This window comes from Methanosaeta sp. UBA356, from assembly GCF_002496465.1.
In the GTDB taxonomy this organism is placed as follows: Archaea; Halobacteriota; Methanosarcinia; order Methanotrichales; family Methanotrichaceae; genus Methanothrix; species Methanothrix soehngenii.
Window position 1 is genome coordinate 1 of sequence record NZ_DAKC01000134.1, and the last position, 13,432, is coordinate 13,432.

The 13,432-nt window shown below is 51.4% G+C and carries 12 protein-coding genes; 1 reads left to right on the top strand and 11 read right to left on the bottom strand.

All coding sequences use genetic code 11. The features are described from left to right. Positions 1 to 219 precede the first annotated feature (219 nt). From BP727_RS13015 to cfbC, 11 genes are all read right to left on the bottom strand, one after another. Entirely contained in the window at positions 220 to 2,211 is a 1,992-nt protein-coding gene (locus BP727_RS13015; protein WP_334114653.1) for an S-layer protein domain-containing protein, read from the bottom strand. Between the two features lie 92 nt (positions 2,212 to 2,303). Then, entirely contained in the window at positions 2,304 to 3,017 is a 714-nt protein-coding gene (locus BP727_RS13020; RefSeq protein WP_286859231.1) for a sulfate/molybdate ABC transporter ATP-binding protein, read from the bottom strand. Then, complete coding sequence (locus BP727_RS13025; protein WP_286859233.1) at positions 3,004 to 3,897, bottom strand: ABC transporter permease; 894 nt, start codon at positions 3,895 to 3,897, stop codon at positions 3,004 to 3,006. Before BP727_RS13025 ends, BP727_RS13020 begins: the two co-directional genes overlap by 14 nt. A gap of 76 nt (positions 3,898 to 3,973) precedes the next feature. Next, positions 3,974 to 4,765, bottom strand: a complete 792-nt coding sequence (gene modA / locus BP727_RS13030; RefSeq protein WP_286859235.1) for a molybdate ABC transporter substrate-binding protein — start codon at positions 4,763 to 4,765, stop codon at positions 3,974 to 3,976. A gap of 318 nt (positions 4,766 to 5,083) precedes the next feature. Next, positions 5,084 to 6,388 carry a nitrogenase component 1 gene (locus tag BP727_RS13035; RefSeq protein WP_286859237.1) on the bottom strand — a complete coding sequence of 435 codons (1,305 nt, stop codon included), beginning with the start codon at positions 6,386 to 6,388 and terminating at the stop codon, positions 5,084 to 5,086. Beyond that, positions 6,381 to 7,808 carry a nitrogenase iron-molybdenum cofactor biosynthesis protein NifE gene (gene nifE, locus BP727_RS13040; protein ID WP_286859240.1) on the bottom strand — a complete coding sequence of 476 codons (1,428 nt, stop codon included), beginning with the start codon at positions 7,806 to 7,808 and terminating at the stop codon, positions 6,381 to 6,383. The genes BP727_RS13035 and nifE overlap by 8 nt, the downstream gene beginning before the upstream one ends. Before the next feature lie 10 nt (positions 7,809 to 7,818). Continuing rightward, the gene (gene nifK / locus BP727_RS13045) at positions 7,819 to 9,177 is read right to left on the bottom strand and encodes a nitrogenase molybdenum-iron protein subunit beta (RefSeq protein ID WP_286859243.1); all 1,359 of its coding nucleotides are present in this window, start codon (positions 9,175 to 9,177) and stop codon (positions 7,819 to 7,821) included. Further along, entirely contained in the window at positions 9,170 to 10,780 is a 1,611-nt protein-coding gene (nifD, locus tag BP727_RS13050; protein WP_286859245.1) for a nitrogenase molybdenum-iron protein alpha chain, read from the bottom strand. Before nifD ends, nifK begins: the two co-directional genes overlap by 8 nt. After that, positions 10,777 to 11,151, bottom strand: coding sequence for a P-II family nitrogen regulator (locus BP727_RS13055; protein WP_286859247.1), 375 nt, complete (start codon positions 11,149 to 11,151; stop codon positions 10,777 to 10,779). Before BP727_RS13055 ends, nifD begins: the two co-directional genes overlap by 4 nt. A 3-nt stretch (positions 11,152 to 11,154) precedes the next feature. After that, positions 11,155 to 11,472, bottom strand: coding sequence for a P-II family nitrogen regulator (locus tag BP727_RS13060; protein ID WP_013718498.1), 318 nt, complete (start codon positions 11,470 to 11,472; stop codon positions 11,155 to 11,157). Then, positions 11,469 to 12,284: a Ni-sirohydrochlorin a,c-diamide reductive cyclase ATP-dependent reductase subunit gene (cfbC, locus tag BP727_RS13065; RefSeq protein ID WP_286859249.1), complete on the bottom strand. Its 816-nt coding sequence runs from the start codon at positions 12,282 to 12,284 to the stop codon at positions 11,469 to 11,471. The genes BP727_RS13060 and cfbC overlap by 4 nt, the downstream gene beginning before the upstream one ends. A gap of 707 nt (positions 12,285 to 12,991) precedes the next feature. On the opposite strand from cfbC, the gene BP727_RS13070 reads away from it, so the two are divergent. Next, positions 12,992 to 13,429 carry a hypothetical protein gene (locus BP727_RS13070; RefSeq protein WP_286859251.1) on the top strand — a complete coding sequence of 146 codons (438 nt, stop codon included), beginning with the start codon at positions 12,992 to 12,994 and terminating at the stop codon, positions 13,427 to 13,429. Positions 13,430 to 13,432 lie beyond the last annotated feature (3 nt).

The following is a 13,432-nucleotide window of genomic DNA, read 5'->3' on the forward strand; positions in this document are numbered from 1 at the left end:
GCATATCCTGGAGGCGTTCACCGTTGCAAAAGCCGACTCTGCATTGGCCGCAGGAATGTTCCACCGGGGAGAGTACACTGTGGGCCAGGTCAAGGACTATCTGGAGAGCAACGGTATCCGGGTAAGACGGTGATTTGAAAAGGCGATGAACCTAAGGGCGGTGGGAAAGAAGGATAAGAAGGGGATCAGCCTGATCTATGCTCCCCCCATCCATTAGATTCACTGCGAGATACTGTCTATTGTGACCAAGCTCTGTTCTGCGCCTCTGAAAGCGTTCTTGAAGTGAACTTTTATTTTTTGCGATGTTTCTGGCCTGGAGTAGATGAAGGTATCATCAACCTCGTTCTCTGGTGTGATCACCTGCGAATCAACCACCATCCCATCTTTACAGAGCTCCAGGTATAATTTATTTCCATCAATGTCTATGGACGGGATAATAAGCTCATATCCTTCCTCCAATTTTAAAGGTGTCCCTGAAGTTACTGTCTGGGATCTGGTGTCGTTAATCAATATTGGATTGGGATCGATCTCTGAAGTCTGCCAGAGGCTATCTACTGTAGCCATGCTTTGATCTGCACCTCTGAAAGCGTTCTTGAAGCGAACTCTTATTTCTTGCGATGTTCCCGGACAGGAGTAGATGAAAGTATCATCAACTTCGTTCGCCGGTATGATCACCTGGGAATCGATAACAATCTCATCTTTGTAGAGATCCAGGTTCACTTTATTTCCATCTATGTCTATGGAATTAATAGCTAGCTTGTATCCTTCCTCCAAAGCTAAAGTCGTCCCTGAAGTCATTGTACGGGATCGGGGGTCGTCAATCAATATAAGATCAGGATTGACCTCTGAAGTCTGCCAGAGGCCGTCTGCTGTAGCTAGGTTCTGATCTGCGCCCCTGAAAGCGTTCTTGAAGCGAACTCTTATTTCTTGTGGGGTTCCCGGATAGGAGTAGATGAAAGTATCATCCCCTTCGTTCGCTGGCATGATCACCTGAGAAGCAACTATTTCTCCGTCCTTGACAAGCACCACGTACACTCTATTACCATCGAGGTCCATGGACTGAATCTCCAACTCATATCCTTCTTCTAGCATCAAGCCAAACCTTGAACTCACCGTTCTCAATTGAGTGTCATTTATCAGTATACGATAGGGATCCATCCCTGAAGTCTGCCAAATCCCATCTATCATAGCCAATGAATGATCTGTGCCTCGGTAAGCGTTTTTGAAGTGAACCTTTATTTGGTTGGACGCTTCTGCCTGAGAGTAGACAAAGTTGTCGTCAACCTCATTTGCGGGTATGATCAGCTTAGAGTCAATTACTTCTCCGTCTCTGCTAAACTGAAGGTACGCTTTATTTCCCTCGATATCTGCGAACCGGATCGCCAGCTCATAACCTTCCTGTAGTTCCAGGGGCATTTGTGAGCTCAATGTCATTGATCTAGAGTCATTTATTAAAATGCGATCGGGATTGTCTTTCGAATTCTGCCAGATTCGGTCTATTGTGACCAGATCCTGATCCGGAGTTCTCAAAACGTTTTTAAAGTGGATCAATATCTCATGAGATGTTCCCGCTCGGGAATAGTGGAAGATGTCATCAACATCGTTAGGCGGTATGATCACCTCTTCATGAACCAATTTCCCATCTTTATCCAGCTCAAGACAAATTTTGTCTCCCTCGATGTCCATTGACTTGATGAATAACTCGTATCCCTCCTCCAATTTTATTGACTCTTTTGAAGACAATATTATTAATTGAGATTTGTTTATCAATATACGATCAGGATTGTCTTCTGAATTCTGCCATATTCCCACTATTGTAGCAAGATTCTGATAAGCGCTTCTGAAGGAATTTTTTAATTTTGCCCTTATTTCATTAGACGTTCCAGGTCGGGAATAGACGAATTCATCGTCAACCTGGTTTGCTGGCACGATAATCCTGGAATCAATCATCTCTTTGTCTTTGTATAGCTCCAAATAAACCCTATTGCCGTCAATATCAATTGACTTAACCACCAGCTCGTATCCGCCCTCAAGCTCCAATCTCTCTTCATTTGTTATATTGATAAGGACTTCCCGCTCCTGTTCCTCAATCAGCAGAGTTGAATTATCATTTTCATATCCTGCGGCTCCTTCGCTGATTATGCCTCCTAAAAAGGTGACTATCAGGATGATTATAAAAGTTGATCCGATTAAAATTCCTCCGACAAGGATTTACATTATCGTGTTAGGACTGGACTCCTAATGAATCTTTTGGATTATGGAATCTTTCTAAAATATTAAATGAATTATCCCATTCAATATCTTCATACCGGCTCTCCTTCTCTATCCTGCAAGCCCTCTCCCCAGCCCATAACCTCATCTGCGCCTCCAGTGAGAGCGATCCTTCCCCTCTCCAGGAGACAGGCCCGATCTCCAATAGAAGCCACATCCCTCAGATCATGGGTGACTATGATGCTCGGCACATGGCAGGCGTGAATCCTTTCCCGAAGCTCCTTTCTCATGGCTGCCTGCTTGCGCACGTCCAATGCAGATAGCGGCTCGTCCAGCAATAGCAGATCGGGCTCGATTATCAATGCCCGCGCCAGTGCTACCCTCTGCCTCTGCCCTCCCGAGACCTCTACTGCCCTGGCCTTCCTGATATCCCAGAGCCCAGCAGCCTTCAGGTGCTCCATTACTCTGGAATCAATAGCCTTCCGGGAAAGCTTTCTGGTCCGCAGGCCGAAGGCCACATTATCATATACGCTCATATGAGGAAAGAGGGCGTAGCTTTGAAAGACATATCCGATATTCCTCCCTTCAGGGGCGACGCTGATCTTCAGACCGGAATCGAACAGCGGCCTTCCGTCCAGCGCTATCCTGCCCTTGTCCGGGTCCTCTAGCCCTGCCACTAAATTCAGCAGGCTTGTCTTCCCGCAGCCGTTATCTCCCACCAGCATCAGGATCTCGCCTTCTTTGATCATCATCTTAACCTCGAGATCGAAATCCCGAAGCCTCTTTTTGATGTCAATTTCCAGCATTCTTATACACCCGCCGGGTCAGAGTCTTTACCAGGAATATGACCACAAATGAAATGGCCACCAATATTATGGCAATACACAGGGAGACGTCCAGATCGCCTTGCATGGCTGTGTAGATGGCCAAAGGCATGGTCTGCGTCCTGCCTTGAAAGTTGCCGGCAAACATGATGGTAGCTCCAAACTCTCCCAGAGAGCGGGCGAAGGCCATTATGGCCCCGGAGACGAGGCCGTTGACGGCTATAGGCAGGATGACATGAAAGAAGGTGTAGACCCGTGAACCCCCAAGGGTCCGAGCCGCATTCTCAAGAGCAATGTCCACATCCTCGAAGCTCGTCCTCGCCTGGCGGATGAAAAAGGGGCTGGAGACGAATACCTGGGCCATGATCACCGCCAGAGTGGTGAAGGCGATGCTAATTCCCAAACCGTCCAGGTGCCGGCCCAATATTCCCATCCGGCCAAAGGCCATGAGCAGGGCAATTCCTGCCACTGCAGGAGGCATGATAACAGGCAGATCAATCAGGGAGTCGGCCAGCTCCTTGCCGAAATATCGAAATCGAGCGCTGACGTAGGCGATAGGCGTTCCCATTAATACCACAGTGATGGTGGTCACCGTGGAGGTCATAAGACTGAGTCTGAGTGCATCCATTACCACTGGATCATGAAGAGATCGGAGAGTAGTGTCCAGAGGGCTCCTGAGGAAGAGCGCGACTACAGGCAGAGCTATGAAGGCCATGGCAATTATCAGCAAGAGGGCCAAACCCGCTTTTAGAGCCACTTCCCTCACCCTGGAAAGGATGCTGATGCTCTCTTGCCCCCGACCTGCCAGCTCAGCAAGATCCCTTTTGCCGAGACGATTGATATCTATCTGATTGGAAGCCATTGGTTACTCGATCTCTTCATTAAATTCTCTTGGTTTTATTTCTGTCCCTGGCTCAAAAAAAAAAGAGATCATCCGGTTAAGCTGCAGCTTCTGTTGCCGAAGCAGTCTCCTCACGCACCTCAGGCTCGCTTTCGACGGGATCAAAGCCGTACTTTTCCAGGACCGCCCTTCCCTCATCCGACATCACCAGATCCATGAACCTCTGGCTCTCGGCAGGATACTTTGATTCCATAAGCATTCCCAGGGGGTATTCGGCTATGATATTGTATTCGTCCGGGATAACTATCTTATCTATCTTGCTTATCATATCCTGGGTGACATCGGAGACATATGCAAATCCGGCATCCGCCTCTCCCAGGGCCACTTTGGTCACCACGTAGTTGACATTTGTCTCTTGAGAGATGACATTGGCCAGCACATCTCTCTCATAATCCGGACCATATGCAGAGTCGTTGCCAAGCCTGGCTATGATCTGCAGAGCATAGTCGCCCACCGGTACATCCTTTGTTCCCATGACGATCTTGACACCCGGCCGGGCGAGGTCTGAGAGGTTGGTGATCTTTGCAGGGTTATCCTTGGGAATGATGAGCGAGAGCTTATTTCTTGTGAAGATGGCGACGCTGCTGTTGTTCATTAGCCTGCTCTCTCTTACGGCATTCATCTGCTTCGTATTGGCTGAAGCGAAGAGATCGGCATAAGCACCGTTTTCGAGCTGGGTGCGCAGTGCCTGTGAGCCGTCGAAGTTGAATGCCACATGGATGCCGGTTTCGTTCTCGTATATCTCTCCTATTTCGCCAAAAGCTCCTGTCAGCGAAGCTGCTGTAAAGACTATGAGCTCATCCGGCGATTGGGCGAATCCTGCAGACATGGAAAGGACCAGGGCTGCAAAAAATGCGATAAATATACTTTTTTTCATCAAAGCTTTGCCCTCCTGAAATGCAACGATTATTATTTATATCTTGGTATGCTTCAATATGCTTCGATCTTTCAGCTAATTTCAATATACTCAGATATATTCTCAATAATCATATGCACTAACTTATCTCTAATTAGTGAGCTAATATGTAAACTTATTTAAGCCTTGCCGGATGGAACAAAATCACCTCAAAATCCTGAGCTCTCAGACCTGTGGCCCAGACCCTTATGGCAAGACCGCCTGTCCGGCTGCTTGATGATGCCCCATTGTTCAAAGGTTATTCTCATCCAGCAGAGCATTGGTTATGGCATCCGCAAGCCGGGTGGCACCCTCGTACCCAACCAGGAGCTGCCGCGTTGCTCCCACTCGATCGTGGTTGGGAAGCCCCACCCGCACCAGAGGTATTCCCTCTTTTTTTGATATCTGACGGCCATTGGAGGTGCCCAGCATCAGGTCGATTCTTGCATTCCTTATTTTGTCGTGGATCTGGCTGAAATCAGCCCCCAGGAGAATTAGGGCATCCTCAGACGCCGCCCTTATCTCCGCCTCAAAGCGGGTGCTTCTCAATCCGGTTGCCACAACGGCCGGAATTGCTCCCGCCTCACAGAGGAACCTTGTCAGTCCTAGAACAATATCGGAATCTCCATAAACTGCCACCCTGACCCCTGCCAGGTATTTGTGAACATCAGCCAGGGTATCAAGCAGCCTGCCCCTCTGGGCCTCATATCTCTCGGGAAGTGCAATTCCAGTCTGCTCCTCCAGCATGGATACGAATAGGTCGGTATCTTTAAGGCCAATGGGCAGGGGCAGAGCCGTTTGCGGCACTCTGAACTCTCGTTCCAAAAATCCCCCAGCCGAACTGCTCTGGAAGCGCCCGCCGATGGTCAGTGTACAGCGTGAGTTGGCAGTGTCAACCATATCCTCTAGTGTTGTGCCACCCTCTGTGATCCTTGGCGGGTTTTCCTCTCGCGGAGCATCAAGGGTCTCAGATATATCGGGAAACAGGATGAACCCGTCTGCAAATCCCCAATCAATAATCATATTTTTGAGGTAGCGCACATCCGCTGGAGAAACAAACGATCCGATGATCAGATTTATCCTGCCGCCGGGCTCTGTTCTCCTGGCCAGGCTCTGAACCAATGCCTGGAGCGCTCTGGCATATCCTTCCTCATGAGAGGCGGAATAGCTGGGAGTGGACACTGGAATGATTGGGATATTGGATTTCTCCTCGGCACGGAATTCATTTATGATCTGGACGATGTCGTCTCCAATGGTCTCGGCAAGACAGGTCGTGGCTACGCCGATGGCCTTGGGGCTGTAACCGATGATGAGGTTATTCAGACCCATCTTCAGGTTGGCAGAGCCACCATAAACCGTCCCCTTCTCGCTCAGTGCCGAGGATGCAATATCCACTGGCTCCCGGAAGTGGTGGGCGAGGTACAATCGCATATAGGTAGCACAGCCCTGAGAGCCGTGAAACAGAGGCATGCACCCCTCGACTCCCCGGAAAGCCAGGACCGATCCCATGGGCATGCACATATTGCAGGGATTTATTGTGGAATAGCTCTCAGACATCGGCCTGTACACCTCCTTCTGCTGCTTTCTCGATACCTTTCTCGATTTCCAAACCTCTTGAACCTGCAATAGGACTTGGTCTATGCAGGGGCAGCCTCCAGACAGGGCTGTTCAGGCTGGCATCCAGTTCTTGGGCAAAGTTTACCAGGCCGTCATAGCCCTCAAAGCTGGTGGTTCGGTCGTGGTTGAAGTCGCAAAAAGCGATTCCAAGTTTATAAGCAAGAAACCTCTCTTTGACCCCTGCCACCAGCAGATCGGCCTTTTGCACTGCCAGCAGCTCCCTCAGCTCAAGAGGATTGGCATCGTCCACAATTACCGTCCCGTCCCTGACCATGCAACTTATCTTCCGGTAGTCGTCCCGGTCACCGGTCTGCGTTCCTATGATCACCACCTCCATTCCCAGCTCCTCGAAAGCCCTGACCAGGGAGACGGCTTTGGCAGCGCCACCCATGTAGATAGCAGCCTTCTTTCCCTGGACCCGGGAACGGTAGTAGACGATCTTTGGCATGACCCGAGCCGTCTCCCGTTCGATTATCTCCTCTGCCTTTGCCAGCATGCTCTGGTCTGCAAAGAATCGAGCAGCGCAGCGCAGAGCTGATGCCAGATCCCCCAGGCCGAAGAAGCTGATGTGCTGATAGGGAATGCCATACCTCTCTTCCATCTTCTTTGCGAGGTAGGTCATTGAGCCGCTGCACTGGACCAGATTCAGCCGGGCGGTATGAGATCTCTGGATCTCTGCTACCCTGCCGTCTCCAGTAAATGTGGCGACCACCTCGATCCCCATCTCCTCAAATAGAGGCTTAATGGCCCAGAGGTCTCCGGCAACGTTGTACTCCCCGAGTAGGTTTATGGCATAGGGGCTGGCAGGCCTGTGTTCCTTCGTGCCGACCAGCTCGAATAGAGCATTACAGGCAGCCTTGTAGCCCTCATTCTTGTTTCCGCGAAAGCCTTCCGACCGGACAGGAATGACGGGCAGGCCAAGCTCTGCGGTAGCGCTACGGCAGACTGCTTTCAGGTCGTCTCCAATAATCCCCACGATGCAGGTGGAATAGACGAATATGGCCGGGGGATGAAACCTCTCTGCCAGATCACGAATGGCTCTTGCCAGCTTCTTCTCGCCGCCATAAACGACATCCAACTCCGACATGTCTGTGGAAAAGCTGTTCTTATAGAGGTCCGGGCCGGAGGTGGTGCTGCCCCGGATGTCCCAGGTATAGCTGGCACAGCCGATGGGGCCGTGCACCAGATGAAGGGCATCGGTGAGGGGATTGAGCACTACCCGGGCTCCGGAATAAACGCATGCCCTCTGGCTGACGGCACCAGCGAGGCTCTCGTTGCTGCAGGAGAGGGACACAGGATCATAGCCCGCTTTCTGGGATATGTGACCCTCTCTGCCTTCAAAGGTCTTGATCACGCTCATGGTAGTTTTCCTACAGAATCATCTCGAAATGAGTATCGTCCGAGTCTCTGTCACGCCTCTCCAGAAAGGCGTTGCCTATCATCTCCACCAGGCGGGCAGCTCCGGCGTAGCCGATGATTGGGAAGTAATGCAGATTGGCCCGATCGGTTATGGGGAACCCCACTCGCACCAGCGGTATATCCTCTGCCCTGGCTATCAGCTTGCCATAGGTATTACTGACGAGCATATCCACCGGATTGTTCTTGATCTTCTGGTGCAGGAGGAATGTGTCTCCTATCATTGCTTCACAGTCAGGCGAGACACAATGAACCTCTTCTTCGAACTTCTTGTCTGGAGTGCCCGTGAGCGCATATGTGGGGTTCATGCCCATCTCCACTGCCAGGCTGACCAGTCCTGCGACGGTATCAGGGTCTCCAAAGATAGCCAAGCTCTTGCCATGGAAGTGGGGATGGGCATCGGTCATCATGTCCACCAGACGACCTCGTTCTTCCTCTATCTCCTGGGGAATGGGCACATCCATGAGGCTGGAGACGTTCATCACAAATGCATCGGAATTACGAATGCCAATGGGCATGGGGCCGATGACTGCGGGAATCTGGAACTTGCCCTTCAGGACCATGGCTCCGGAGGCGCCAGCAGTCCTTCCCAGAGCTATGGTAGCACGGGAATTGGCGGCGTCTTTCAAGTCCGGGATGGTTGTTCCACCCGGCGGAAAGAGTCCGCCTGATTGGGGTGACATCGGTGCGTCGAATACGTCCGTGGTATCAGGGAATATGATATGGCGAACGCCCATAATGCCAAGTATCCTCTTGATCTCACGAATGTCTCCTGGCTCCACGAAACCGGGAATGACATTCAGCTTGCCGTTGGGCGATCCCCTGCGAGCAAAGCTCTGGACGATGGCCTTTACCGCATTGTCATAACCGGTGATGTGCGATCCAACGTAGCTGGGTGTGCTGGCAATGACGACACGCACATTGGGGTCGAAGAACTCCTCTTCTTTGATCTCTTCCATGAAGGAGGAGACATCGTCGCCTATGGTCTCTGAGGAGCAGGTCGTATTGATGGCGAGAACATCGGGATGATAGATGTTCACCACGTTATCAACCGCCTCTTTGAGGTTGTTTCTGCCTCCGAATACCACCGAGTCCTCTGTAAATGAGGAGGTAGCAGCGAGCGTCGGCTCTCGGTAGTGGCGGGCCAACACCATGCGCAGGTATGAGCTGCACCCCTGCGAGCCGTGGGTGATGGGCATGCAGTTGTGGATGCCTTTATAGGCCAGGATGGCGCCGATGGGCTGGCAGATCTTGGCCGGGTTTATGACCAGGGTCTCTCTTTGCGCCATCTCTTTTGGTGTATAGTCAAGCATTACTCTTCTGCCTCCAGGGTGGGGTTATAAATTTCCAGGTGGGGCTATTCACAGACATGTCGATGTCCTTGGCGAACTGCACAAAGCCCGAAAAGCCGGTGTAAGGGCCGCTGTAGTCATAAGAGTGCATCTGGCGGGAGGGAATGTGCATCTTCTGGAAGACGTACTTGTCTTTTATCCCCGAGCAGAAGAGGTCCACCCCCAATTCCCTTACCAGCCGCTCGCACTCCTGATGGCTGTAGTCATCGATCATTATCTGGCCATCCTTCATGTGAGGGAGCAGGCCCTCGTAATCCATGAGCCTCGGAATGTTCTCCTTCTTCTTCTGGAGCGCTTCGTTGTCATACGGCGAGACGACGTTCGGGTCGCGTTCGTAGTGGATGTCCTCAAGGACTTTGGAGCGTCCGGTGTGGACGATGCTGGTGAGGATCTTTCTGCCTTCGTAGTCGTCCCGGTGGGCGAACTCGTATCCGGCCACGACTACCTCCATTCCCAGAGTCTCGAACATGTTCCTGAAGTGGTGCGCTCTTGAGCCACCGACCAGGATCATGACCCTCTTTCCAGCCAGCCTCTTTCTGTACATATCGATCGTCGGCTGGATCTTGGCCATCTCCTCGTCAATCACAGCTTCAGTTCTTCTGGTAAGGCCGGGATCGTCGAAGAACGCTGCCATATCGCGTAACGTCTTAATGGTATCCTCCACACCCAGGTAGTTGACCTTCAGCCAGGGGATGCCGTACTTCTCCTCCATCATGCGGTTGGTGTAGTTGATGGAGCGGTGGCAGAGCAGGATGTTCAGCTTTGCCCTATGAGCTTTGGCGATATCGTGAAACGAGGCGTCTCCAGTGAAGGGGCTCACTATGCGGTAGCCCACTCTCTCCAGAAGGTCCTTGACCACCCAGTAGTCTCCACCGATGTTGTACTCTCCGAAGACGTTGACGTCGAAGGGTCCGGGATTCTCCAGCTCCTCCGTGCCCACCAGATGCTCCATCAGAGCGTTGGAGGCGATGTGGTGGCCGGCAGATTGGGAAACGCCCCGGTAGCCTTCGCATCTCACCGGTATCACCTTGATCTTCAGGTCTTCCTCTGCTTTTCGGCAGACCGATTCGATATCGTCGCCTATGAGGCCGATGGGGCAGGTGCAAAAGACAGAGATGCACTCCGGCTTGAAGATAGCATAGGCCTCCCTGATAGCTACGGCCAGCTTCTTTTCTGCACCAAAGACGATGTCCGTCTCCTTGACGTCTGTACTCAGGCAGTAGCCCGAATAACACTCTCTGCCTTCCTCCTGGCTCATCAGGTTGCGGCGCGTTCCCCAGGTGAAGTAGGCGCAGCCGATGGGGCCGTGGGTGATGTGCAGAATGTCTTTGATCGGCCCGAAGACCACTCCCTTGGAGCCTGCGTAGGCGCAACCGCGGTTGGTCAGAATGCCCGGTATGCTGCGGTCGTTGGCTTCGATCCTCTGTTCGATCTCGCAGGAGTCCTTGACTACAACATGCTTTTTTCTGATGTCCCGCGTTTTTTGGGGAAGTCCTTTCACCATTCCTTCGACCGTCTGCCGGCTCCGGGCAATAGTTACTGGCTCTCTTTCGACTCCGCTCATGATATGGCCACGCTCCCACTCTCACCGGTTCTTATTCTGATTGATTCTTCCACTGGGATGACGAAGATTCGGCCATCGCCATAGTTTCCAGTTCGGTTGACTTTGGTGATCACTGCCACAACAGCCGGAACGAATTCGTCTTCCACCATAACCGAGATCATCCTCTTGGGGATGTATTTCATCCTCTTTTCATCCCTCTCATCCCTCTCATCTCTCTCATCCAGCGGCGTTGGATGAGGTATCTGCAGACCTTTCTGCTTTCCCCGTCCAGAAGCCTTGTAGGCGGTAAAGCTGCTAATTCCGATGACCTCCAGTGCGTCTTTGGTCGCCTCCATCTTGTTCAGCTGGATGATGGCCATTACTTCTTTCATTTTCTAAAGCCCTCTCTGGCCGGTTCGGATGGTATAGGCTTCGTCTACCGAGCTGATGAAGATCTTGCCATCCCCTATGTTTCCGGTCCTGGCGCTGTCCTCGATGATCTTGACTGACTTCTCAACGCTATCGTCATCGACCACCAGCATGATCATGGTCTTGGGGAGGTTGTCATACACAACGTTGCCAACCTTGATGCCCTTCTGCTTGCCTCTGCCGAAGACCTCGATTCGGGTTAAGGCAGTGAAGCCGCCTGTCTCCAGGGAGTCAGCGACCTTATCCACAGCCTCCGGTCTTATGACTGCCCGGATCATCTTCATTCCACAACACCCCATTCCATCATGACCTGTTCCAGCTCTTCGTACTCCATCGGCTTCGGTATAACGAACATCTGGTTCAGATCGACCGCCCTGGCGAGGTCCAGGTAGGCCTTGGCCTGATCTGAGTCCGGAGCGTATTGAATCACTGTCTGCTTGTGGATCTCTGACTGGTGGACGATGTTGTCCCTGGGCACGAACTGGATCATCTGGCTGCCGATCTTCTCGGCAAAAGCGCTTACCAGCTCCCTCTCCCGGTCGACGTTTCTGGAGTTGCAGATGATGCCGCCCAGACGCGTTCCGCCGGACTCGGCGAACTTCTGGATGCCCTTGCAGATGTTGTTGGCGGCATAAAGAGCCATCATCTCCCCGGAGGCCACGATGTAGATCTCCTGGGCCTTTCCTTCCCGGATGGGCATGGCGAAGCCGCCGCAGACCACATCGCCCAGGACGTCATAGAAGACGTAGTCGAGGTCTGGGGTGTAGGCTCCCAGGTTCTCAAGAAGGCCGATGGAGGTGATTATCCCGCGACCTGCACAGCCCACGCCAGGTTCCGGGCCTCCGGACTCGACGCAGCGAATGCCTCCAAAGCCGGTCTTCAGTACGTCATCCAGCTCTACTTCACCCTCCTTTCGAAGGGTGTCAAGGACGGAAGGCTGCCTCTTGCCGTTCATGAGCATCTTCACTGAGTCTGCTTTGGGGTCGCAGCCTATCTGCATGATCTTCTTGCCCATGGTCGAGAGGGCTGCTGTGAGATTTTGGGTGGTGGTCGACTTGCCGATTCCGCCTTTGCCGTAAATGGCTATCTGCCTCATATTACACCTGAATTCATTTAAGAACGATTCTGATTTTTTTAGGATTATGCCGGAGGGTTGGTTCGCCTCCGGATCTATGCCCGCCAGAAAGTTGGGAGGAGGGCCCAACTTCGAAGGATATGCGCTCGAAATGAAATGCTCGTATTCTGTAGTCGTGTCTGGTCGCCTCACCTCCAGAATAGCCGTGGCGGGGAGGATATAAGGAACTATTTGAGAAAGATGGCGGAGGATATCGGAATTGTGCAGGGAAATTGTGAAAAGGTATGAAATATCAAGATGCTCCTCGTGCCAGGCAAATCTCATTTTGTCAGTGAGCGATGGTGCCCTTTAAGATCGTTCTCATGACGGAGATGCGATCTTGATTAGCGTAGAAAAGTCGTTGTCATAGCTGGACAGGATTTTTTAAGAGTATTATCTAAAAGCTTAGTATAGTTGGATGAGTTGCATATGGATTTCCATTATGGATAGATCAGTGAAATGAAACTGCACTTTTGCAGGCAACCATTGGTCCCCAGAGAACTAACTATAATGTAATTCAGAGGCGGCTCAAGTTTAGAAAACAATTAGACTGACAGATGGTAGAAGCCAAGTTGTATGAATGGCTATAGCCCACATTATTTTCCTGAATTCGAGATTTCGGGTCGTGAATCTGCAATAGGTTTTTATTTATATAACCTATTCATATATGCTGCATGGGGTGTAGTAAAATGGGCAAAAGAGGTCCAAAGCCTCGATTCTTAGATGTAGCATGTCCGAATGAGCAGTGCAATCTATTTGGAATTGCTGGGAAAGGTAACGTCACTGTGTACGGAACCTACACGATAAGCTCCGGTAAGGTCAGGAAATATGTTTGCCACACATGCGGCACCAGATTCTGCGATAGAACTAACACTGCATTCTATGACTCAAGAACAAACGAAGAAAAAATCAAGCTGGCTCTAAAAATGGCCATGCGTGGAATGAGCGTTTTAGGAATAGCTGAGATCGTTGAGTCAAAACCATCTACGGTAAGCACCTGGATCTCGAAAGCGGCAAAGCATAGCGAAAAAGTCAATGAAGTTGTCTTGAAGGATGTAGAGACTCCAAAGGTAGAGATGGACGAGGCATGGACTTTTGTGGGGAAAAACACTACCCAGAGAAGGTGAATA

Bases quoted from the DNA above. Each gene is read 5' to 3' on its own strand.
- cfbC (WP_286859249.1), bottom strand. From the start codon at position 12,284: ATGAGGCAGATAGCCATTTACGGCAAAGGCGGAATCGGCAAGTCGACC.
- BP727_RS13020 (WP_286859231.1), bottom strand. From the start codon at position 3,017: ATGCTGGAAATTGACATCAAAAAGAGGCTTCGGGATTTCGATCTCGAG.
- nifE (WP_286859240.1), bottom strand. From the start codon at position 7,808: ATGAGCGTGATCAAGACCTTTGAAGGCAGAGAGGGTCACATATCCCAG.
- BP727_RS13060 (WP_013718498.1), bottom strand. From the start codon at position 11,472: ATGAAGATGATCCGGGCAGTCATAAGACCGGAGGCTGTGGATAAGGTC.
- BP727_RS13070 (WP_286859251.1), top strand. From the start codon at position 12,992: ATGGGCAAAAGAGGTCCAAAGCCTCGATTCTTAGATGTAGCATGTCCG.
- nifK (WP_286859243.1), bottom strand. From the start codon at position 9,177: ATGCTTGACTATACACCAAAAGAGATGGCGCAAAGAGAGACCCTGGTC.
- modA (WP_286859235.1), bottom strand. From the start codon at position 4,765: ATGTCTGCAGGATTCGCCCAATCGCCGGATGAGCTCATAGTCTTTACA.
- BP727_RS13055 (WP_286859247.1), bottom strand. From the start codon at position 11,151: ATGAAAGAAGTAATGGCCATCATCCAGCTGAACAAGATGGAGGCGACC.
- BP727_RS13025 (WP_286859233.1), bottom strand. From the start codon at position 3,897: ATGGCTTCCAATCAGATAGATATCAATCGTCTCGGCAAAAGGGATCTT.
- BP727_RS13035 (WP_286859237.1), bottom strand. From the start codon at position 6,388: ATGTCTGAGAGCTATTCCACAATAAATCCCTGCAATATGTGCATGCCC.
- nifD (WP_286859245.1), bottom strand. From the start codon at position 10,780: ATGAGCGGAGTCGAAAGAGAGCCAGTAACTATTGCCCGGAGCCGGCAG.